The organism is Alkalihalophilus pseudofirmus OF4 (genome assembly GCF_000005825.2).
GTDB classification, from domain to species: domain Bacteria; phylum Bacillota; class Bacilli; order Bacillales; family Bacillaceae_D; genus Alkalihalophilus; species Alkalihalophilus pseudofirmus.
This window is the reverse complement of sequence record NC_013791.2, coordinates 494,863-517,209: the sequence shown is the minus strand read 5'-3', so window position 1 is coordinate 517,209 and position 22,347 is coordinate 494,863. Positions and strand designations below refer to the sequence as shown.

17 protein-coding genes and 1 riboswitch are annotated in these 22,347 nt (G+C 40.7%); of the genes, 1 reads left to right on the top strand and 16 read right to left on the bottom strand.

What is annotated here, in order from left to right:
- Positions 1–94: 94 nt before the first annotated feature.
- The 14 genes from thiT to BPOF4_RS02520 form a co-directional block, all read right to left on the bottom strand.
- A complete protein-coding gene (gene thiT, locus BPOF4_RS02585) occupies positions 95–658 on the bottom strand; it encodes an energy-coupled thiamine transporter ThiT (RefSeq protein ID WP_012957499.1) in 564 nt (187 codons plus the stop codon).
- A gap of 63 nt (positions 659–721) precedes the next feature.
- A riboswitch (TPP riboswitch) is annotated at positions 722–825 on the bottom strand.
- Between the two features lie 64 nt (positions 826–889).
- Positions 890–2,332, bottom strand: a complete 1,443-nt coding sequence (locus BPOF4_RS02580) for an amidase family protein (protein WP_012957498.1) — start codon at positions 2,330–2,332, stop codon at positions 890–892.
- A 135-nt stretch (positions 2,333–2,467) separates the two neighbouring features.
- Positions 2,468–4,324 carry a PTS fructose transporter subunit IIABC gene (locus BPOF4_RS02575; RefSeq protein ID WP_012957497.1) on the bottom strand — a complete coding sequence of 619 codons (1,857 nt, stop codon included), beginning with the start codon at positions 4,322–4,324 and terminating at the stop codon, positions 2,468–2,470.
- Between the two features lie 27 nt (positions 4,325–4,351).
- Positions 4,352–5,266, bottom strand: a complete 915-nt coding sequence (gene pfkB / locus BPOF4_RS02570; protein ID WP_012957496.1) for a 1-phosphofructokinase — start codon at positions 5,264–5,266, stop codon at positions 4,352–4,354.
- Positions 5,263–6,018 (bottom strand): DeoR/GlpR family DNA-binding transcription regulator, encoded by a 756-nt coding sequence (locus BPOF4_RS02565; protein ID WP_012957495.1) that lies wholly within the window; start codon positions 6,016–6,018, stop codon positions 5,263–5,265. The genes pfkB and BPOF4_RS02565 overlap by 4 nt, the downstream gene beginning before the upstream one ends.
- 137 nt (positions 6,019–6,155) lie before the next feature.
- Positions 6,156–7,496, bottom strand: a complete 1,341-nt coding sequence (locus tag BPOF4_RS21075; RefSeq protein WP_012957494.1) for a sensor domain-containing diguanylate cyclase — start codon at positions 7,494–7,496, stop codon at positions 6,156–6,158.
- A 111-nt stretch (positions 7,497–7,607) separates the two neighbouring features.
- Entirely contained in the window at positions 7,608–9,491 is a 1,884-nt protein-coding gene (locus BPOF4_RS02555) for an ABC-F family ATP-binding cassette domain-containing protein (RefSeq protein ID WP_012957493.1), read from the bottom strand.
- Positions 9,492–9,677: 186 nt separating this feature from the next.
- The gene (locus tag BPOF4_RS02550) at positions 9,678–10,778 is read right to left on the bottom strand and encodes a nitric oxide synthase oxygenase (RefSeq protein WP_012957492.1); all 1,101 of its coding nucleotides are present in this window, start codon (positions 10,776–10,778) and stop codon (positions 9,678–9,680) included.
- A 118-nt stretch (positions 10,779–10,896) separates the two neighbouring features.
- Complete coding sequence (locus BPOF4_RS02545; protein WP_012957491.1) at positions 10,897–11,379, bottom strand: glutathione peroxidase; 483 nt, start codon at positions 11,377–11,379, stop codon at positions 10,897–10,899.
- Between the two features lie 385 nt (positions 11,380–11,764).
- Positions 11,765–12,481: a trehalose operon repressor gene (gene treR, locus BPOF4_RS02540; RefSeq protein WP_012957490.1), complete on the bottom strand. Its 717-nt coding sequence runs from the start codon at positions 12,479–12,481 to the stop codon at positions 11,765–11,767.
- Positions 12,482–12,505: 24 nt separating this feature from the next.
- Positions 12,506–14,185, bottom strand: a complete 1,680-nt coding sequence (gene treC / locus BPOF4_RS02535) for an alpha,alpha-phosphotrehalase (protein WP_012957489.1) — start codon at positions 14,183–14,185, stop codon at positions 12,506–12,508.
- A 152-nt stretch (positions 14,186–14,337) separates the two neighbouring features.
- On the bottom strand, positions 14,338–15,750 hold the full coding sequence (treP, locus tag BPOF4_RS02530; protein ID WP_012957488.1) for a PTS system trehalose-specific EIIBC component: 1,413 nt from the start codon (positions 15,748–15,750) through the stop codon (positions 14,338–14,340).
- Between the two features lie 256 nt (positions 15,751–16,006).
- Positions 16,007–17,323: a polysaccharide biosynthesis protein gene (locus BPOF4_RS02525; RefSeq protein ID WP_012957487.1), complete on the bottom strand. Its 1,317-nt coding sequence runs from the start codon at positions 17,321–17,323 to the stop codon at positions 16,007–16,009.
- A 108-nt stretch (positions 17,324–17,431) separates the two neighbouring features.
- Positions 17,432–18,853: an alanine/glycine:cation symporter family protein gene (locus tag BPOF4_RS02520; protein WP_012957486.1), complete on the bottom strand. Its 1,422-nt coding sequence runs from the start codon at positions 18,851–18,853 to the stop codon at positions 17,432–17,434.
- 281 nt (positions 18,854–19,134) lie between these two features.
- On the opposite strand from BPOF4_RS02520, the gene BPOF4_RS02515 reads away from it, so the two are divergent.
- On the top strand, positions 19,135–20,037 hold the full coding sequence (locus tag BPOF4_RS02515) for an EamA family transporter (RefSeq protein ID WP_012957485.1): 903 nt from the start codon (positions 19,135–19,137) through the stop codon (positions 20,035–20,037).
- Between the two features lie 12 nt (positions 20,038–20,049).
- On the opposite strand, the gene BPOF4_RS02510 is transcribed toward BPOF4_RS02515, so the two are convergent.
- Positions 20,050–20,610 (bottom strand): glycerol-3-phosphate responsive antiterminator, encoded by a 561-nt coding sequence (locus BPOF4_RS02510; protein ID WP_012957484.1) that lies wholly within the window; start codon positions 20,608–20,610, stop codon positions 20,050–20,052.
- Between the two features lie 219 nt (positions 20,611–20,829).
- Positions 20,830–22,335, bottom strand: a complete 1,506-nt coding sequence (gene glpK, locus BPOF4_RS02505; protein WP_012957483.1) for a glycerol kinase GlpK — start codon at positions 22,333–22,335, stop codon at positions 20,830–20,832.
- Positions 22,336–22,347 lie beyond the last annotated feature (12 nt).

Below are 22,347 nucleotides of genomic sequence, written 5' to 3'. Positions count from 1 at the left end.
CTGCTTCTATACTACTTATTCCCTAAATGCTGGCTGGAAAACCCTTTCTTAACCACGAAAAAGACCTCCAAAAAATTGGGAGGTCTGATAATTATTAAGATGATAACCCTGTACTTGTTTTACCTGCTTTAAAAAATTGTGAGTAAGACCTTGCCAAAAATAAAATGATGGCCAAGGTAATGAGCATTTCCGGAAGCAGGTACGAAAGGTTATATAGAAAAGAATAGACACTTGGGTTCATTCCATCCGGTGCATATTGGCCAAACCAAATGACCCCGGAAGCAAAATGACTTAAGAAACGCAATACAGTAGCCAGCACTAAACCGAGAACTATATAGCTTAATTTAGGAACTGCCTGCCTTGAAGCAAATAGCCCCGCAAATCCTAACACCATAAAAGCAAGCGGATAGTCGAGCACCAACTGAACAGGATGGACAATTGTCGGTCCTGTTACGAGCCCTAGTAAACCAACGAGGAGGCCTGTTAACAGTCCAACTTTTAATCCTCGGCGAAAGGCTAGAAGAAAGATAGGAACCATCACAAGAGAGATCGAACCGCCCATCGCCCATAGCGCTCCAAATTTAACAAAGCTTAAGACAAGTGCAAGTCCTGCCATAACAGCTATTTCAATCATAATCGTTAAACGTTCACGATTCATAAAAAAATCCCCTTTCGTTTCCACGGAGGGGATGTCATGTACACATAGTTATTCAATGTTAAATAGAATGTGCCACCACTTCCCTACGCTAGTACAAGCTAGATCAGGTTTTAAGAGTTGAGGCTTCCCTCTCTCAGTCAGACAAACTGACACCCCTAGTGGAACTATTAAATTATTTTTGCAATCTAGTGTTTAGTCTAGCATAAACAGTAACATTTAGCGATACACAGATTATAGTAATGGCTCCTTTCTTGCCTTCGTCAGCTTCTCAAATGCTTCTGCGATCTCAATTAATAATGGCTCTTGCCACGCTTTAGCGGTAAATGTTATCCCCACTGGTTCACCTGACTCTGTGTAACCCGCTGGTACAGTTATTGAAGGATAGCCGGCTTTAGCAGGGATGGCTGCCCCTAAATTATTTGGAAACACGATGACATCTAGTTGATGTTCTCTTAAAACCGCATCTATTCCTTCTGTTGCTGAAAAATATGCATCCTCATTCAGTGCTTTTAGGTATTCTTTTTCTGTTAGCTTGCCAGAAGTCTTATCTGCCTCAATAAGTAATGACTGTCCGTACTTTAACGCTTTCTCGTGATGATTCTCATTCCACTCGATAATATCAGTAAGTGTACGGACAGACATAGATGAATCAAGCTCTGAGAGATACTTATTTACATTTGCTTTAAATTCATAGGTTAAAACGTTATAAGACCACTTTCTTGTACTAGAAGGTATGTTCACATCATCAATAACATTTGCCCCAGCTCGGGATAATTGTTTTAATGCTGTCTCATATACCTCCCTCTTCTCTTCTCCCAAAAGATCCATCACCTGTTCACGGACAACACCTATTCGCATTTCATTTAAACTGCTTTTGTTCAATGCCTTTAACAGCTGATCTGGTTGGTAAGGACAAACTGATGTAATGAGATCCTCCTCGTCCATACCCATCATTTCGCATAATAAAAATACAGCGTCTCTCACAGTCCTTGCCATAGGGCCTGCCGTATCTTGCGTGTGTGAAAGCGGGATAATGCCTGATCTTGAAATTAAGCCTACTGTCGGTTTAATTCCTACAATACTATTTTGACTAGAGGGACTTAAAATTGAGCCCGAAGTCTCCGTTCCTACTGCGGCGGCAGCAAAATTTGCAGCAATAGCAGAACCCGAGCCCGAACTTGAGCCGCCTACATCAAATTTTCCTATTCCATAAGGATTTTCAGTCTGCCCTCCTCTTGAACTATATCCACTTGGCATATTATCAGTCGACATAAAATAGGCCCACTCTGACATGTTCGTTTTCCCTAAAATAACAGCGCCCGCTTTACGCAATTTCTTAACAAGAAAAGCGTCTTTTTTTGCATAAGAATGTTCTAATACAAGCGCTCCTGCACTCGTATGCAGTTTATCTTTCGTGTCAATATTATCTTTCAATAAGACTGGAATACCATGCAGTATACTTCTTTTGCCGGTTCTCGTTCTTTCCGCATCAAGCGCCGCCGCAATATGCAGTGCATCAGGATTAACCTCTAAGACGGAAGAAAGGTTTTGATCATAAGCTGCGATTCGATCTAAATAATATCGGGTAAGTTCAACTGCTGTTACTTCTTGCAGGTCCATCATCCTTTGAAGTTCTTCAATCGTTGCCTCTAGAAAGCATGTGTCATCTATCATCATCAGACCTCATTTCAATATTATTCATACAAAGTATATAGAAATGTCAGTCAACTCATCAACTGATATCAATTAAAATAGACCAAGGCGCTCATCACCTTGGTCTACTTTCGATTATTGATTGTATGCAGCCCATTATGCAACCCGTTTTTTCAATACTCCTAACATAACAGCCGTAACTACAGCCCCTATTAAAATCGCTAATCCATATAACAAGAACCCGCCTTCCACTAACGGAATAACAAATATTCCGCCGTGTGGTGCTCTTAAACCGATGCCAAACAATGCCGTCAAAGCACCTGCTACAGCCGATCCTGTAATAACAGCTGGGATGACACGTGCAGGGTCAGATGCTGCAAATGGGATCGCCCCTTCTGTAATAAACGATGCGCCTAAAATATAGTTTGTTTTTCCTGCTTCTCGTTCTTGCTTTGTAAACTTCTGTTTAAAGAATGTTGTAGCAAGTGCAATACCCAATGGCGGAACCATCCCGCCCGCCATGACAGCAGCATGCGGACCAAAATTCCCGGCATCAATCATCGCAATACCGAACGTGAATGCCGCTTTGTTAATCGGACCGCCCATATCAATCGCCATCATTGCTCCGAGTATCAACCCGAGGATGACCATATTAGTTGTCCCCATACCGCCTAACCAGTTTTCAAGTCCCGTGTTAAAGGCAGAAAGCAGAGTAACAAGAAGCAGCATAATCATTCCTGTTAAGAAGATGTTTAAGACTGGGTAAAATAAGATAGTACGAATTCCTTCGAGAGAAGCCGGCAGCCCTCTTAGCGCCCACTTCACAAGGAGAGCCAGGTACCCTGCAAGGAAACCAGCGATTAATCCGCCCAGGAAACCAGCTTCACCATTTAAAGCAATTAATCCCCCTACCATACCAGCTGCAAAGCCAGGTCGGTCAGCAATACTCATCGCAATAAAAGCAGATAACACAGGAATCATCAGGAAGAATGCATTTCCTCCACCAATCTCACTTAACATTTGGGCAAATTGATTATCAGAATCAATACCGAACATAAAGGAGATCGCAATTAAGATCCCGCCCCCGACAACAAACGGAAGCATGTTTGATACACCATTCATTAAGTGCTTATAGAATCCGTTTTTCTTAGTCCCTTCTCCTGCCTTATTCTCACCGTTAGATGCACCTGTAGCTTGATAAATCGGCGCTTCACCTGCGATGGCTTGTTGAATAAGCTCTTTTGGACGTCTAATTCCATCGGTTACCGGCCCTTGGATGACAGGTTTACCAGCAAAACGATCCATATCAATCTTCGTGTCTGCTGTAACAATAATCGCTTTAGCTTCTTTAATCTCTTGTTCTGATAAACGGTTTTTCACTCCGCTTGAACCGTTTGTTTCTACTTTAATAGACACTCCTTGCTTTTTGGCCTCTTCCTTTAAGGCATCTGCAGCCATATACGTATGAGCAATTCCTGTCGGACACCCTGTAACAGCGAGGATTTGAATACCTGTTGAAGAAACGGCTTCATCCTCACCATCTTCTTCTCCTTTTTCTTCACTTTCCTTTTGGTCAATCGCAGCTAGAATTTCTTCCTTAGTTTGTGCTTGCATTAACTGCTCACGGAATGCTTCATCCATTAAAAAGGTTGAAAGTCTTGAAAGAGTTTCTAGATGCTCATTATTTGCCCCTTCAGATGCGGCAATCATAAAGAATAAATAACTCGGCTGGCCATCTAATGCTTCATAATCAACCCCGTCTTTGGAGCGGCCAAAAGCAATAGCTGGTGTGCTGACTGCACTCGTTTTAGCGTGCGGGATCGCAATGCCTTCGCCGATCCCTGTTGTACTTTGTGCTTCACGAGCCTCAATAGCCTGCTTGTATTCTTTAGCATTTGATAGTCTGCCAGCTTTATCTAAGCAGTTCACCAGCTCACTAATGGCTTCTCCCTTTTTCGTGGCGCTCATATTAAGGACAATCGTTTCACTTTTTAATAAATCTGATATTCTCATTTCTAATCACCCTCCCCCTAAGATCTTTTACTTTATATGTTTTATATCAATGTTCTCTTTTAATCTCTTCACATCTTCTAGCTCGCAGAAGCTTTTAGAAAATGCGGTAGCACTTCCGCACGCCACTGCAAAAGCAAGCTTTCCTACATCTGTTGAATTTGCTAATACTGAGGTGATAAATCCAGCTACTGTAGAGTCTCCAGCACCTACTGAATTTTGTACCTTCCCTTTTGGCGGAACAGCTGAATAAATTCCCTCTTTTGTCCCAAGCAGTGCTCCTTCACCTGCAAAAGAGATAAGAACATACTCAATTCCTTTTTCAATAAGCTGGCTGACATAGGGCAGTGCCTCATCAATATTTTTAATTTCAACTCCAAATAGCTCGCCTAGCTCATGATGATTTGGTTTAATTAATGAAGGTTTAGCTTCTATCGCTTTTCTTAAAGGTTCACCGCTTGTATCTAAGCATACAAACACCCCTCGCTCTCTAGCCGCTTCTATTAATACTTGGTATAAGTCATCATCAAGTGAACTTGGAACGCTTCCAGCAAGAACTAAGAAATCCCCTTCGCTTAGACCTTCAATCTGTCCCTTTAATTGAGTCACATGATCTTTCGTAATCATTGGGGATGAACCGTTTATCTCGGTTTCTGTTTCACTGTATAATTTGACGTTGATTCTTGAATCGCCATGAACTTTAATGAAGTTCGTCTGAATGGCCTCCGTCTCAAGTGAGGAGGCGATGAAATCTCCAGTAAACCCACCGATAAATCCTAGTGCCTCACTCTTATGTCCGAGTCTCTGTAATACTCTAGATACATTAATTCCCTTACCGCCAGGAACTTTTCTTTCGGCATTAGAACGGTTAACGGCTCCTGCTGTAAAATCATCAACTTCTAAGAAATAATCAACTGCAGGATTAAGTGTAATCGTATAAATCATGATGGAAATACCTCTACTTTCGTTGCTTGGCTTATCTGGTTACGCAGTTCAGAATCTATTTGGGCACTTGTTAGAATAATGACTTCTTTCACATCAGCAAATTTTGAAAAGGATACTTCACCAAACTTCGTATGATCTGCCAACACAAAGCTTTCGGCAGCAAGCTTGATCGCTTCTTCTTTAATAAAGGCCTCTTCTGGATCGGGCGTTGTGCAGCCATCTTTCAAGCTTATACCATTCGTACCAATGAACGCTTTGTCAAAACGAAACCCTCTTAATGATTGAATCGCACCGCGTCCAACAAATGCTCTCGTTCCTTTTTTCACATATCCTCCGACCACATGGGTTTCAATTTCTGCTTCAAGCAGCTCTGCGATATTATTCAACCCATTTGTGACAACGACGATATCCTTGCCTTTAAGAAAAGGAATCATTTCAACCGTACTCGTACCAGCATCCAGAAAGAGACAATCTCCTTCTTCAATCAAGTCTGCCGCTTTTTTGGCGATCATCTGCTTTTCTTGACGGTTTTTGACCGTTTTTTCTGCTACAGTCGGCTCAACCAGCTTCTTTTGAAACAATGTCGCACCGCCATGTATGCGCTTTAATTTCTTTGATTGCTCTAGTTCCTTTAAATCTCTTCTAATAGTGGACTCAGAAGACCCTGTTATTTCAACGATTTCTTGAATTTTTATTGTTTCTTTCTCTTTCAGCAATGAAAGAATCGTTTCTTGACGTTCGATCGTAAGCATCGTTAAACACCTCTTACGTTAGTAATTACTATGAGTATACAATCAAATTCATTCATAATCAATCAAAAACATTCGATTATTCATTCAAAATCAATCAACTCAAATAAAAAAAGCAACCATCTTTGGTTGCTTTTGTATTATTTGTTATAAACCAGTACTTGATTCCGGCCTTTTTTCTTCGCTTGATACATTGCTTGGTCCGCCCAGTCAAAGAGCATTTTACTGTCCCTGCAATGTTCATTTTGTTTTACTGCTACTCCTACACTCACCGTTACTACATTATCGATGACTGATGTCTGATGAGGAATCTGGAGTTGATAGACCACCTCTTTAATTTCTTCAGCTAAATATCTGCTCTCCTCAAGACTCGCTCCTCGCTTAATGACGGTAAATTCTTCTCCACCGTAACGGGCTAGGAAACCTTTGTGGTCTTGCACCACTCTATCAATGGCTACGGCAACTTTCCTTAAGCAATCATCACCTTTCTGATGGCCATACGTATCATTGAAGTGTTTAAATGAATCAAGATCGAGCATAATTAATGTTAAAAGAGACCCTGCTCTTTCACTCTCATCCCACTCAGCCTGCAAGGTTTTATCGAAAGAACGCCTATTAGGAATGCCTGTCAGCCCATCGATTTCTGATTTGCGTTTAAAAAGTAAATTAGCTTCTAGCAATTGCTGTTCGGTTATTTTTTGAGCGGTAATATCAGTGATTGAACATAGGACGCCTGTAATCTGATCAAATTCATCATACAACGGAGCTGCATTGACTGAGATGAGGGTTTTCTCTCCTCCCTCACCTTCGATCATATGCTCTATCCCAAATACAGGCTGTCTCGTTCTCATAACAACCGAGAAGGGAAGTTCCTCGTCTATCATCGGTCTGCCATCTAAATGCCTGTTTCTCCATTCAGGTGCATTATAGCTTGAACGTACCCCTTCTCGTACTCCACCATCAAGACGAACCTTTAATATCTCCTCAGCTAACTGATTGGCGAAAATGATGATTCCTGTTTGATCCATCATCACAAGACCGCTAGGAACCGTTTCGATAACTTGATTTAACTTAGCCTCACTAACCTTTAACTTGCTAGAAATTGTTCTTTGAATCGTGAGGTCTTGCACTTGAATGAGATAATACAGTCTGCCGGCCTCGTCGTCTCGTATAAGTGAAATACTAAGCTCTACCCAGCTATCGCTTTCACTGACGGTATCGAGCATGACCTCTTGATTCACGGACCTTTTTTCTTCGTGTAATAATGTATGAAAAGAGTCTGCTACCTCGTTTCGGTAAAGGGGATGAATATGGTCGATGAATATTTGAGACAAAATGCTCTCCTCTTGTCTATTGGTAATCTGACAATATGCTTCATTCACTTTCAAATAGGTCCCATCTATATCAACGATCACTAGCCCAATCGTAGAGTAGCGAAATGCTTGCTCAAACATTCGATCGTCTTGAATTGATGCATCCATATCCCTCACCCCTTCACGTAATCATACTTAATGTTCCGTTCCTTCTTACTACATTGTATCGTATTATGTCGATTATGCGAGGGCTTTGTACAACTTTTTTGTACCTTTTTTCTAACCTTGAAGCTCTTCAATGAGTATAGAGAGTTCTTCCCAGCGTTCCATCGTATGATTCAGCTCAGCTTCAACCTTTTCTTTCTCACTCATCAAATCACTTATTTTCCCGTAGTCACTTCCTGCTTTAGTAATCGCTTCTTCTAGCTCTGCTGTTTTCATTTCGAGCTTCTCGATTTTCTCTTCAATACCGTCCCACTCTTTTTGCTCGTGGTAAGACAATTTACGTTTTGTTTTTTCTACTTTAGGTGTTTCTGTTTTCTCTTTCACTTTTTGAAGAGCTGCATCTTCTTCTTGTGATTGAAGAAAGTCACTATAATGTCCTTGGAATCGTTCTATGCTGCCTGCTCCTTTAAAGACAAGCAGATGATCAACCACCCGATCGAGAAAATAGCGGTCATGCGAAACGGTGACAACGACACCCGGGAACTGATCTAAGTAATCTTCAAGGACAGAAAGAGTTTGTGTATCAAGATCATTTGTCGGCTCATCAAGGAATAACACATTCGGCTCTCCCATCAGGATTTTTAAAAGATACAATCGACGCTTCTCACCGCCTGATAAACGTCTTACATACGTATACTGCATCGAACGAGGAAATAAGAAACGCTCAAGCATTTGCTCGGCTGTAATGACCTCATGGTTAACTGTATGAACAACCTCCGCCACTTCTTTTATATAGTCAATAACACGAAGGCCTCCATCAATCTCTTCATCTTCTTGAGTGTAATATCCAATTTTGACTGTTTCACCAACAAGAACCTCACCGCTTGTTGGTTTTTCTCTGCCTGCGAGCAGTTGAAGCAGCGTCGTTTTCCCGCTTCCATTAGGGCCTACAATCCCAAGACGTTCTCCTTTAACAATCAAGTAATTCAAATTTGTTATTAACTGTTTATCCTCAAATTGCTTTGTTAAACCTTTTACTTCAAGCACTTGCTTGCCGAGTCTCGTTGAGCCAATAGCAAAATCAAACTCTCGATTCAAAAACTCAGGTGTATCTTCTTTCAACTCATCTACCCGCTGAATTCTTGCCTTCTGTTTTGTCGTTCTTGCCTTCGCCCCGCGGTGCAGCCAAGCAAGCTCTCTTCTTAAGAGATTTTGGCGCTTTCTTTCTTGCGTATGCTCTTGTTCTTCTCGTTCCGCTTTCAATGAAAGATATTCTTCATAGTTCCCCTCATATGTATGAAGCCTGCCACGGTCAAGTTCAATCATCTTATTCGTGACGCGCGTTAAGAAATAACGATCATGCGTAATGACGATAAATGCCCCGCGGTACTGAGCGAGGAACCCTTCAAGCCATTCAATTATTGCATGGTCTAAGTGGTTAGTAGGCTCATCTAATAATAGAAGGTCCGCTGGCTGAATCAGTGCTTTCGCAATCGCAACCCGTTTTTTCTGTCCGCCAGAAAGGGAATCTATTTTTTCCGTGTAATCCGTTATACCAAGCTTCGATAAAATTGTCTTAGCAGTCGTATTCGCTTCCCACGCTTCAAGCTCGTCCATTTTCTGCTGCAGCTTCATTAAGGAAGCTAATTTCTTTTCATTAGCCGGATCACGTTCAAGCTCTAAGACCATTTCTTCATATGCTCTCATCGTCTTCATAATTGGTGAGTCTCCGTAATAGATCTGCTCAAGCACAGTTAAACCTGCTTCAAGCTCCGGCTGCTGCGGCAAATATTCAATCTGAAAATCATTCGCATGAATTAATTCGCCTGAATCCATTCCTTCTATTTTAGCAAGCACCTTCAAAAGAGTTGATTTTCCAGTGCCGTTTATACCGATCAATCCAATTCTCTCTTTTTGATTAATTGTAAATGAAAGATCATTGAAAAGAGTTTTATCCCCATATGTTTTGGTTAAATGCTCTACTTGTAAAATGCTCATTCTATCCGTCCTTTTCTGCGTAACTTCACAATATATTTATGCTGTCTAACATTTTATATTTTACTGCTTCTTAATTGTATCTTATTAATTGTATCGTAACGACCAATCCCTTGCACCATCATATAAAAAAAGCATCCTTTCTTATTGGCGGACACTTTTTGCCAGACACAATAAGAAAGCATACTTTTACTTGTAAGGCTGCTCTTGATAAAAATAATTCGGACTTACTACTTTGTTATCGTAATCTTTATGGAAAATATGAGTTGCTGCAGGAGACATTGGCGGGATCAGCCAGCTCCACATCCCAGTCACCGGTCTGCCAGCATCCTCTTCTCTTTCCTCAAATCGCTTGAACTGCTTGGCTGCTGTGTGGTGATCCACAATGCTCACTCCTGCTTCTTTAAACGAATAAAGCACCGCACGATTTAATTCAACCAGCGCTTCATCCCGCCATAAATAAGCTTCTCTCTCACAATCAAGTCCAAGAATTCCCGCCACTTTTGGCAGCATATGATATCTTGTTTCATCTGCCAAATTCCTTGCTCCAATTTCAGTTCCCATATACCAGCCATTAAAAGGTGCTGCGACATAATCAATGCCCCCGACCTCAAGCCGCATATCTGAAATAAAAGGCACACCATACCATTTTAAGTTCAAATCTTTAAATTGGGGCTTTGTCGGGTGAGTAATCGGCACTTCCATGATGCACTCTTTTGGAATCTCAAACCACTTTGGCGTTCGCTTGCCGCATTGAATGACTAAAGGCAGTACATCAAACGGGGTCCCTTCTCCCTTCCAACCAAGTTCCTCACACTGCTTCGTAAAGGCAATAGAAGCAGGGTCTCCAATAGTTCCACTCTCTGTTTCATACCCTGCATAACGAATTAATTGATGGTTCCATATGCGGACCGGCACCTGATTGTTCGATGCAGGCTTAAAAACCGTTATAGTTGGGATGACTTTGCCTTCATTTGTGGCATAGGTTAAATGATAAAAAAGAGCGTCAGCAACCTCTTCTTCTTTACTCAAGCCCCTTTCATCAAGAACATGCATTGATTCCCAAAATAAACGTCCGATGCAGCGGTTACTGTTTCTCCAAGCCATTTTTGCACCGTGCCTAAGCTCTTCTCTTGTGTGTGTATATGTACCCGTTTGCTCAATTTCTTGATTTATTTCATCTATCCGTTGGTTTAATTGTATATTAGATAAGCCCAGTTCTGAGTAACATTGAGTTAAAAAGGAAGCCGCTTCACTCTTTAATTTAGTTGGCTGATTACTCGCATTCATTCCCTCGCCACCTTTATGATTCCGTTCTTAATATGATCCCGTTTTCTCTTATGATATCTATTTTACAGACAAAAAAGCCATTTGGATCATAAAATTGTATCCAAATAGCTACGATTTATTATTGCCCTAATAATTCCTTAATTTCATCTTCCATTTTCTCAGGAGAAGTATTCGGTCCAAACCGTTTGACGACTTCACCATTTTTATCAACTAAGAATTTAGTAAAGTTCCATTTGATTTCTGAGCTGAGCAGACCTTTTTGTTCTTTTTTAAGATGTTTGTAAAGTGGATGGGCATCCGATCCGTTCACATTAATTTTCGCAAATAGCGGGAAAGTCACCCCGAAATTGATCTCACAAGCTTCTGTCATTTGTTCATCACTAACAGGCTCTTGATTCATAAACTGGTTGCACGGAAAGCCGAGCACTGCCAGTCCTTTGTCTTTGTACTGCTGATGAAGCTTTTCTAACCCTTTAAACTGTGGAGCAAGGCCGCATTTTGTCGCTGTATTTACAATTAGCATTATTTGACCTTTGTAAGTCGATAAAGAGACTTCTTCTCCTTTAGTCGACTGAACAGTAAAGTCATGTACGGTTGACATGGTTGTGTTCCTCCTTATAAAAACATTTGCATGAAATGTACAAATACATTATACAAAAACCATACACAACTACCTAATATATTGCTCGGATCAGATACAGACTCTCTAGGTGCTTAATTTTTGGCTAGGCTGCTGCTATTGTATATTTTCAAACCGTTTATGCGTCTGTCAGACAGCCGATTGCGCTTGTTCCCGGAACAATTGCGTCATTCGCGGGCACAATTGCGCCGATCACACGTTATTGCGCCGATTCATCCGCTTATTGTATCTAGTGTACCCGGAATTGTATTCTTGCAGAGAGCAATTGCGTCAATCATCACTCACTCCCTCACCCCAAAATTAAACGAGAAAGGAGCTGTCCCCATTAGGGAACAGCTCCTTCTCCTTATTTTGCACGTCTAGCAAAATCGACAAAGCGAAATTTATCTGGTCTATGTCGTGATTCGGTATACTGAAAAAGCTTGGCATCATCAAGATAGACATGACTTTTGACAACTACAACATTTGAGTAGCCTTCTAGGTCAAGCTGCTCCATATCTTCCTCCGTCGGCTCTTCTACGGTAATTTCTTTTTTAGCAAAGCTGACGACGAGTCCAAGCTCTTCTTCAATATGAGCATAGATCGACTCTTCACAATCTTTCTTGGTTAAAGCAGGCACCAAGTCAACTCGTAAGAAATCTTTGTCTAAAATAATTTTCTCCCCATCGATCTCACGGACACGCGCAACCGACCAAACCTCTTCACCATCCACGGCTTGAAGATGTTTGCGTAGAAAATCATTTACACGGTCACGACTAAAGGTTACCACTGTTGTTTTTGCACGCTTTCCCATTTTATCAGCCAGCTCCTTAAAGCTGACAAGTCCTGAAATAGGAAAATCAATTTTACTAATATCTAAAACAATCGAGCCTTTCCCTTGAACCTTTTGAATGTAACCATGCTCAGATAAAAGCTTTAATGCTTTACGGATTGTTTCTCGTGAAGCCTGATAGGTGTCAGCTAACTCATTTTCTGAGGGAAGCAGTTCACCAGGCTGGATCATTCCTTTTTGAATTTCTGTTGCTAATTGATCATAGATTAACCTAAATTTGTTCTTTGTCATGAATTACCACCCAACAGTATTTTATCATGATTTCTGTAAGTGATAAACGAGTGATTCGTAAGGACGAAGCGTTGTTAATTCAGATACTTCGGATGAATCATCATAATTGGAAAGCAGTAATTTAGATTGGCCATAACCCTCAATGACTGAAGCTAGTTCTACCGACGCTTCCTTTCCGTAGAAATTATTGACGACAAGCAAGAGCTCATCTTCGTATTCACGTACATAAGCAAAGATCTGATCATCATCTTCTAAGATTAACTTATAGTTTCCATAAGTAATCACATCGTACTCTTTACGCAGCTGAATTAAATTTTTATAATGATAAAAAATTGATGTAGGGTCTGCCACAGCATTTTCTGCGTTAATTTGCTTGTAGTTATCACTTACGCCAATCCACGGAGTTCCTGTTGTAAATCCCGCTTGCTCATCAGTATTCCATTGTACAGGAGTTCTTGAATTATCACGGGACTTGCGCTTAATGATCTCCATAATTTCTGCTTCATCAATGCCTTTTTCTTTCATGATTTTGTAGTAATTTAGTGTTTCTACATCACGATACTGATCGATGGATGTGAATTTAGGGTCGGTCATTCCAAACTCTTCGCCTTGATACACATAAGGAGTTCCTTGCATCATATGAACGGTTGTAGCAAGCATTTTGGCAGACTCTTTATGAAATTCTTGATCATTTCCATAACGAGTGACCACACGCGGCTGATCATGGTTGCACCAGAACAAGGCATTCCATCCCCCACCTTTGTGCATTTCCACTTGCCATTTAGTTAAGATCTGCTTTAGTGCTTGGAAATCAAAATCAGCAATTGCCCATTTCTCGCCATTTGGATAATCAACTTTCAAATGGTGGAAATTAAACGTCATGCTAAGTTCATTTCGGTCTGGGTTTGAGTATTTTATACAATGATCAATTGATGTCGATGACATTTCACCTACAGTCATACTATCGTATTTTGAAAGGACTTCACGGTTCATTTCCTGCAAGTATTCATGCACACGAGGGCCGTCTGTGTAAAACTTACGACCATCTCCAGGTGCGACAGATCCATCATCATTCGGGAATGTCTGGTCTTTTGAAATTAAGTTAATTACATCTAATCTAAATCCATCAATTCCTTTATCAAACCAGAAGTGCATCATATCATATACATGCTTGCGAAGCTCTTCATTTTCCCAGTTCAAGTCAGCTTGAGTAACATCAAACAGGTGCAAGTAATATTGCTCTGTTTCAGGATCCCACTTCCAAGCATTCCCTCCAAACTTTGACTGCCAATTCGTCGGCTCAGCACCGTCTACAGCATCCTTCCAAATATAAAAATCACGATATTTATTGTCTTTTGATTGCTGAGATTCCTTAAACCATTGGTGCTCTGTCGATGTATGGTTTACTACTAAATCCATAATTAGTTTCATTCCGCGATTATGCGTTTCACTTAATAATCGATCAAAGTCTTCCATCGTCCCATACTCAGCATGAATGGAATAGTAATCACTAATATCATATCCATTATCTTTTTGAGGAGACGCATATACCGGAGTTAGCCACAGAACGTCTACTCCTAAATCTTTTAGATAATCTAGCTTTTCAATAATACCTTGTAAGTCACCCACACCATTTCCAGTTGTATCATTAAAGCTCTTAGGATAGATTTGGTAAACGACTGATTTTCTCCACCATTCATTCATGTTATCTACACACCTTTCTAATCATCAATAACTTGTATATACAAGTTTACCTTTATTGCGTTTAAAAAACAAGAAAGCCATTTGTACTCAGCCTTTATTCACTTTGAATAAGCTGATCTACAAATGGCTTCACGTACAATGCAACCCTTTACTTACAGGTTAGGCTTGCGGATTTTTGCAAATAAGAACGTTAATACAATCGGTACAATAAATGCGATCGCCATACCAATGGAGAAGACCATCCATTTTCCGCTTGTAATCGAGAATACTGCTGGCAGTCCGCCGACACCAATAGCTGGGGCAGTCACCGCATTAAGAGTAATCCATACTGCTGCAAGGGCAGAACCGATAATTGCACAGATGAATGGGAAACGGTAACGAAGGTTTACCCCAAACATAGCTGGTTCTGTAATACCAAGATAGGCTGACACTGCAGATGTAAATGATAGTCCTTTAACTTTGTCATCACGTAGCACAAAGTACATCGCTAGTGCTGCAGAACCTTGAGCAATATTTGATAAGGCCACAATCGGCCATAAGAATGTTGCACCTGTACTTCCGATTAACTGAAGATCAACCGCAAGGAATGTGTGGTGCATACCTGTAATAACAAGCGGCGCATAAATCGCACCATATAACAAGCCGCCAATCGCAGCGAAGTTATCAAAAATACCTACAAATAAATCTGTAATCCCATTACCAATCGCAAATGTAATCGGACCAATCACAATGAAAGATAAGAAGCCAGTAACAAGAAGAGCAATAGGTGCTACAACTAATAGCTGGAATCCATCAGGAATACGTTTTTTAAGGGCAATTTCTATTTTTGCAAGGACAAATGATGCAATTAAGATCGGAAGAACCTGACCTTGGTATCCAACTTGCGCTATATCAAGTCCAAACAAGTTCCAATAAGGAATTTCTCCTGCTTCGAGTGCTTCCCCGTAAGCCCAAGCATTCAATAAATCTGGGTGAACGAGCATTAAACCGAGTACAACCCCGAGGAGTTCATTCCCGCCAAAACGCTTGACCGCTGACCAACCGATTAGTGCCGGCAAGAAGACAAAGGCGGTATTAGCAATTAGGTGAATGATGTTGGCAAAGTCTGCCCATTGCGGGAACATCTCAACAACCGATTCACTTCCAAAGATCCCAGGTGCTGTTAGAATGTTGTTGATCCCCATTAATAAACCAGCTGTAACAATTGCAGGAAGGATCGGGATAAACACATCGGCCAGTACTTTTATAGCACGCTGTATGGGGTTTAGATTCTTAGCCGCTGCTGTCTTAGTTTCTTCTTTAGACGCTTCAGAAATACCAGCAAGGACAACTAATTCTTTAAATACTTTATCGACTAAGCCTTGTCCAATAATAACTTGGAACTGCCCATTTGTTGAAAATGAACCTTTAACAATGTCGATATTTTCTAGTTTTTCTTTGTCCACTTTCCCTTCATCATGTAAAGCAAAACGCAGACGAGTTACACAATGTGTAGCTGAAGCAATATTCTCTTTACCACCGATAGCCTCAAGTATTTGCTTAGCAGCTTCTTTGTTAGCACTCATTTTCTTTCCCCCTCTGTTAACGTTTTCATTTCCTTCGTAAAAATGAAAAATGACGTCGTTTTTTCCTATAGTGTTTCTTAACTACAAATAAATATGTGTGTTGTCTCTATTTGTATATACATGTTGTGATTACGTTTTCATTTTATCTTGTATATACAACTTCGTCAATCATTTTTTTCGACATTTTTTTCACTTTCTTCTCTTTACCCTAAATAAAAAAGATGAACACAAATGTGCTCATCAAAATAAAAAGGTATTAAGCTTGTTTTCTAAGCAGTACCGTCAAATGAATCTTCTTGGTAATCGTCATATAATGCATCAAGGTGAGTAATACCGCCCCTAAATTCATACCGATGATAATTCCGCCCATTCCAAATTCCGGACGGGACCCTAATACAAACATTAAAATAAACGATAAAGTGGTAGCCCATACGGCGTGCCAGAAAGCATCTTTAACAAGTCCGAGTCCAATTAAGTACGCCTGCATCGGCATCACAAAGTAATGAAATAAAAAGTAAGGGACGAGCAGCTTTAAATATCCTGCGGCAGGAGAATCTTCAAAAAAGAGACTAGTCAAGGGTTCTGCATAGAAATAAAAGACGTAAACAGCAGGAATGCCATATAGAAAAGTCGTCAGCATCACACGTCTAAGTAATTTCTGAAGCCTCTCTATGTCTCCTTTAGAATAGGCTTCTGACACAGCGGGAATAAGGACAATTAATAATGAATGAGCAATGAAAGCTGGGAAAAAGCCAATTGTAAAGGCAACGCCGGCAAGTTTACCGTACTGAACCATAGCCATGGTATCTATCATCCCAGCTCTAACTAACGCTTCTTTAATGAGAAACGGTTTAACAGCAAAAGAAGCAGCGTGAAAAATTCGGAGCCCTGTGGTCGGCAAGGAAACTTGAAGCAGTGATCTGCGTACAGAGCTTCCTGAGAGCTTTGCTTGCGGCTGCTTTTTTAACGTATTCATTTGTAAGTAAAAAGAAATAAGCAAGTAAGTGAGTACAATCATTTCAGTAGCTATAAGCGCACATAATGAAACAAAAATTGCCGTACCCGCTTCAAATGAGAACAAAGAAAAAACTAGAACTAACAATACAAGCTGGCCAGCTCGCCTTAAAAAGTTGGCCACAGCCACTTTTCTCATATCCTGAGCACCCATAAAATACCCTCTAGCAACAGAGGAGAAGGCAATAATCGGGATTAAAATAATAAATAACATTGGTGTAGCCGGATGATAGTGGTCAAAAACAGGTATCATCGGCAAAATCACAAAAGCTAGTACGACAAAAACGACAGTACATACTGAAGCAAAACGCAGGGCATGAGAAAGCATGCTTCGGTGGTAAATGGGTTCTTTTTCCGCTACAAATTTCGAAATAGATATAGGCAGCTCTAAACTGGCAATGACGACGACAAATAAAACGGTAGGAAGGATTGACATATATAACCCAAGTCCTTCTTCCCCTAATTCTCTTGCAAGCACCATATTAATCAAAAACTCTAAGCACTCACCAACAAACGCGACAATAATCAGTAAAACAGCACCTTTAACAAACGTATTCATACAAGCCCCACTCCCTCACCTTCTTATATATGAGACAAGTAGAGAAAATATGGGCGCTTTTTACAATCAAAAAAAACACCTACCATATGAGTAGGTGTCTAGATAGGTTTACTGACGGTCTCTCTCCGCTTGTTCATCCCAGCATTCTGTATTTTTCAAACCAGTAATATTTCTTGCATAAAACACAGGATTTTTCCCTGCCTTGCGCTGTGCCGTGTAATCTTTCAACACATCGAGCGCTACCTTACCAATTAGGAAAATCACGACTAAGTTTAATACAGCCATTAATCCCATAAATAAATCTGCCATGTTCCACACAAGAATAATCTCTGCAACAGAGCCGAACAGAACCATTAGTAATACAGCTACACGATAAACGGTTTTCCACGCAGAGCTCTCGCGAATGAATTCAATATTTGTTTCACCATAGTAGTAGTTACCGATGATTGAACTAAAGGCAAACAATAAGATAGCAATCGCTACAAAGCTTGGAGCCCACGAGCCAATATGCTGTGTTAGTGCACTTTGCGTTAATACAATTCCATTTGATTCACCTGTTTGATACACATCTGTAAGAAGGATCATGAAAGCAGTTGCTGAACAAATAATCATCGTATCAACAAATACTCCAAGGGATTGTACTAATCCTTGTTTAGCAGGGTGGCTTACATTTGCCGTTGCTGCAGCATTCGGCACACTACCCATACCGGCTTCATTCGAGAATAAACCACGGCGTACCCCTTGCATAATTGCAGCACCGATTCCTCCTCCAATGATTTCATTAATTCCAAATGCATTAGTAATAATTAAGTTAAAAACAGCTGGAATTTGCGTAAAGTTTGTAATAACGATAAAGAAGGCAATCACTAAATAAATAATAGCCATCACTGGAACAACAATCTGTGTCACACTTGCAATTCGTTTAACACCGCCAAAAATAACTAAGCCTGCTAATACCGCAACAATAATTCCAATCACAAAACGATCAAAATTAAATGCGTTTTCAAAAGCCAGCGTAATTGTGTTAGCTTGTACCGCATTAAAGATTAAGCCAAAACATAGAGTAATTAAAACAGCAAAAATAATTCCTAAGCCGCGTTTATTTAAAGCCTTCTCCATGTAATAAGCCGGCCCGCCACGGAACTGCTCGCCGTCTCTAACTTTATACACTTGTGCTAACGTACTTTCAATAAAAGCTGTTGCCATACCAATAAGTGCTACAACCCACATCCAAAAAATCGCACCAGGTCCTCCAAGCGCAATCGCAATCGCAACCCCTGCTAAGTTACCAGTTCCTACACGGGAAGCCGTACTGATCGTAAACGCTTGGAAAGCAGATATTCCTTTGTTACCATCTTTTTTCTCTGTGATCACGCGGAACATCTCACCAAAAAGTCTTACTTGTACAAACTTCGTAACAATGGTGAAGTATACGCCAAGGCCAAGCAGCAATGCGATTAAGACGTACGTCCACAGCAGGTTATTTCCGCCATCAACGATCCAGTTTAACCCGTTTAAAATACTCTCCAAATTTACTCACCTCTTTAATTTAGTATCTTGTTTATTATAAACAAGCATTCTGTAAAACGATATTTTTCTGAAATTTCAAAATACACAACCCCTATATTGACAGGTCTATCTTCCCCTCTTACAATAAAATTAACAGATGAACACATAAGACAATCATTTTTATATCAAAACCTAGTTTATAGGAAGTGGATTTTTCTAAGAGAATCATCTCTTATTTTCGCCACACAACTGCTTTTTGGCAGATGTGTGGCTTTTTTATTTTGAAGGGAGAGTTTCGAGATATGAAATCATGGATATACCCCATTCTTATCTTAATCGGCGGATGCTGTTTAGGAATCTTATCAACGTTCGTTAAGCTGGCATATGGTGCAGGATACACCCTTAGTATTGTGACACTAAGTCAATTTACTTTCGGCATTGTTTTCCTTTGGGGTATTTTCCTCTTTTCTCCAAAAGTTAAACTGCCTATTACATCCATTTTGACAATGTTTGCAGCAGGTATACCAATGGCTTTAACAGGCTTATTTTATTATCAAGCTCTAGAAACACTGGATGCTTCCCTTGCTATCATTTTTCTTTTTCAATTTGTCTGGGTAGGGTCCTTACTTGAATGGCTCTTACAAAAGAAGCGTCCGAGCAAAGTAAAGCTGGTTTCAATTGCTGTCTTGTTAGCTGGATCTTTTCTTGCAGCTGGGATTGGGACAAACGGAGGCTCATCTTTTACTTGGATCGGAGCCTTTTGGGGATTTCTTTCATCCATCACCTTTTCTTTATTTGTGTACTTAAGCAGTTCAGCAGGCACACATCTTCCTGCTATTCAGCGCAGTACACTATTTGCTACAGGAAGCTTCATTTTAGTTCTCTTTATTTTTCCGCCGATGGTCGTTCTTCACACACCGTTATCAAGTGACATTGTGTTCTATGGATTAATGTTAGGTTTATTTGGAGTCGCCCTGCCGCCATTATTATTTTCTGTTGGCATGCCGCATGTCGGCTCCGGTCTGGGGACAATTTTGACGTCGGCTGAACTGCCTGTCGCTGTTATAATGTCCTATTTCGTACTTGGCGAAGCGGTTTCCATTTTTCAATGGCTCGGTGTCATCATTATTTTTCTAGGAATTATGGTTGGTAACCGAAAGACCGCCTCTGGCAAGATTCAGGCAAACGAAAAGGCTGCGAGTTAGTTCGCAGCCTTTTTAGTCGCCTATATTAAATTTCCATAAGTCTTCTCTAGAGGTTGTAATGGCTACCGCTCCTGCCTCAAACGCTCTCGTGGCATCCTCTTCTGTTTCAATTAACCCTCCCGTTATAACTTCAGTCTTCGTGTCCTTTCTGACCTTCTCGATATAGTGAGGAATCACTCCTGGAAGGACTTCAATAAAATCGGGCTCTATCTGTTCAACCAGCTTATAGCTTGTCTCTAGGGCAATCGTATCTAATAAAAATAAACGCTGGATAGCTAATACGTTATTTTTCTTAGCTGTTCTAAGCACATCGCCTCTCGTTGAAATAAGACCGGCCGGTTTAATTTGCTGACATAAAAACTCAGTGGAATATTTATCATTTCTCAGCCCTTGTATCATATCAGCATGAAGAATCACTTTTTTATTAGCCCTTTTCGTTTGATTCATGACTGCACCAAGCTGAGCAATATGAAGATCTAGCATGACCATATATTCGTCATTATTAGATAACACCTTTTCAAAATCTTTCATCCGCTTGATGGCCGGCAGCACTTTTTGACCGTTAAAGTTCATATGGTTCACCCTTACTTTACGTAATAATTAATTGAAGCAAGATAAAAAAGGACCACAACTAAACTTGATCAATTCATTAACGTATCACTTAACGAAAATCATTAATCAAAAAAGTTGCAGTCCTCTCCTCATAGACTCTTTATTAACTTACCCCAAGTATAGCAAGTCTTATTTATCACGTAAATAATAACCGGCTTTATGGGCGTCAGAGTGCAGGAACTATTTTGCTTTTGGTTTAAATCCCATTGTTGATTTAACAGCTTGCTTCCAGCCATCATATAAAGGCTGTCTCACGTCATCGTCCATCTCTACTTCAAACGAGCGGTCGATCTTCCAATTATCGGCGATTTCTTGTTTATCTTCCCAGAAGCCTACAGCAAGTCCAGCAAGATAAGCAGCACCTAGAGCAGTCGTTTCATTTACCACCGGACGCTCAACCGGTACATTTAGAATATCACTTTGGAACTGCATTAAGAAATTATTTTTAACCGCTCCGCCATCTGCACGAAGCTTTCTTAATTGAATGCCAGAGTCCGCTTCCATAGCTTGCAGAACGTCCTTTGTTTGATAAGCCAATGACTCAAGCGTCGCACGAATAAAGTGTTCTTTCGTAGTGCCTCGAGTCAACCCAAACACTGCCCCGCGAGCTTCACTATCCCAGTATGGCGTTCCAAGACCAACGAAAGCGGGAACCATATACACTCCGTCAGTAGAGTCTACTTTAGCTGCATATCCTTCTGTATCCGATGCTTGATTAACCATGCGCATCCCATCACGCAGCCATTGAATAGCAGAACCTGCAACAAAAATACTTCCTTCTAGCGCATATTCAACTTTTCCATCTAGCCCCCAAGCGATCGTTGTTAAAAGACCGCTCTTTGATGGTACGGCTTTATCTCCTGTATTCATTAACATAAAGCAGCCTGTACCATACGTATTTTTAGCCATTCCTTTTTCAAAGCAAGCCTGTCCAAAGAGTGCCGCTTGTTGGTCGCCGGCAGCACCTGCAATGGGAATTTGTTCTCCAAAGAAATGATAATCAACCGTTTCCCCGTATACTTCAGAAGAAGAGCGAACATCAGGCAGCATCGTTTTTGGAATCGTTAATATCTCAAGCAGCTCATCATCCCATTTTAAGTCATAGATGTTGTACATTAGTGTTCGAGATGCGTTTGTGTAATCTGTAACATGCGCCTTGCCGCCGCTTAATTTCCAGATCAGCCACGTATCAATCGTACCGAATAGTAAATCTCCAGTTTCCGCCTTCTCTCTTGCACCGTCCACGTTATCAAGAATCCATTTTACTTTCGTACCGGAGAAGTACGCATCAATTAACAATCCAGTTTTGTTGCGGAATAACTCATTATGCCCGCTTGCTTTCAATTCTTCACAAATGTCTGCTGTCTGCCTTGATTGCCAAACCACTGCATTATAGACAGGCTTTCCAGTATGCTTGTCCCATACAACGGTCGTCTCGCGCTGATTTGTAATGCCGATCGCAGCAATCTCTCCAGGTGTCACATCCGCTTCAGATAAAACGCTTGCAATAACCGAAAGTACCGAACCCCAAATTTCATTCGCATCATGCTCTACCCAGCCTGGCTTTGGAAAGTGCTGTGTAAATTCCTTTTGTGCAGAATGAACAATTCCTCCTTTTTTATCAAATAGGATAGCACGTGAGCTTGTTGTTCCTTGGTCGATTGATAGAATATATGTTTTCTCCATGTCTTCCCTCTC

Coding starts and splice junctions, on each gene's coding strand:
- thiT (WP_012957499.1), bottom strand. CDS start 658: ATGAATCGTGAACGTTTAACGATTATGATTGAAATAGCTGTTATGGCA.
- BPOF4_RS02580 (WP_012957498.1), bottom strand. CDS start 2,332: ATGATAGATGACACATGCTTTCTAGAGGCAACGATTGAAGAACTTCAA.
- BPOF4_RS02575 (WP_012957497.1), bottom strand. CDS start 4,324: ATGAGAATATCAGATTTATTAAAAAGTGAAACGATTGTCCTTAATATG.
- pfkB (WP_012957496.1), bottom strand. CDS start 5,266: ATGATTTATACGATTACACTTAATCCTGCAGTTGATTATTTCTTAGAA.
- BPOF4_RS02565 (WP_012957495.1), bottom strand. CDS start 6,018: ATGCTTACGATCGAACGTCAAGAAACGATTCTTTCATTGCTGAAAGAG.
- BPOF4_RS21075 (WP_012957494.1), bottom strand. CDS start 7,496: ATGGATGCATCAATTCAAGACGATCGAATGTTTGAGCAAGCATTTCGC.
- BPOF4_RS02555 (WP_012957493.1), bottom strand. CDS start 9,491: ATGAGCATTTTACAAGTAGAGCATTTAACCAAAACATATGGGGATAAA.
- BPOF4_RS02550 (WP_012957492.1), bottom strand. CDS start 10,778: ATGAATGCGAGTAATCAGCCAACTAAATTAAAGAGTGAAGCGGCTTCC.
- BPOF4_RS02545 (WP_012957491.1), bottom strand. CDS start 11,379: ATGTCAACCGTACATGACTTTACTGTTCAGTCGACTAAAGGAGAAGAA.
- treR (WP_012957490.1), bottom strand. CDS start 12,481: ATGACAAAGAACAAATTTAGGTTAATCTATGATCAATTAGCAACAGAA.
- treC (WP_012957489.1), bottom strand. CDS start 14,185: ATGAATGAATGGTGGAGAAAATCAGTCGTTTACCAAATCTATCCTAAG.
- treP (WP_012957488.1), bottom strand. CDS start 15,750: ATGAGTGCTAACAAAGAAGCTGCTAAGCAAATACTTGAGGCTATCGGT.
- BPOF4_RS02525 (WP_012957487.1), bottom strand. CDS start 17,323: ATGAATACGTTTGTTAAAGGTGCTGTTTTACTGATTATTGTCGCGTTT.
- BPOF4_RS02515 (WP_012957485.1), top strand. CDS start 19,135: ATGAAATCATGGATATACCCCATTCTTATCTTAATCGGCGGATGCTGT.
- BPOF4_RS02510 (WP_012957484.1), bottom strand. CDS start 20,610: ATGAACTTTAACGGTCAAAAAGTGCTGCCGGCCATCAAGCGGATGAAA.
- glpK (WP_012957483.1), bottom strand. CDS start 22,335: ATGGAGAAAACATATATTCTATCAATCGACCAAGGAACAACAAGCTCA.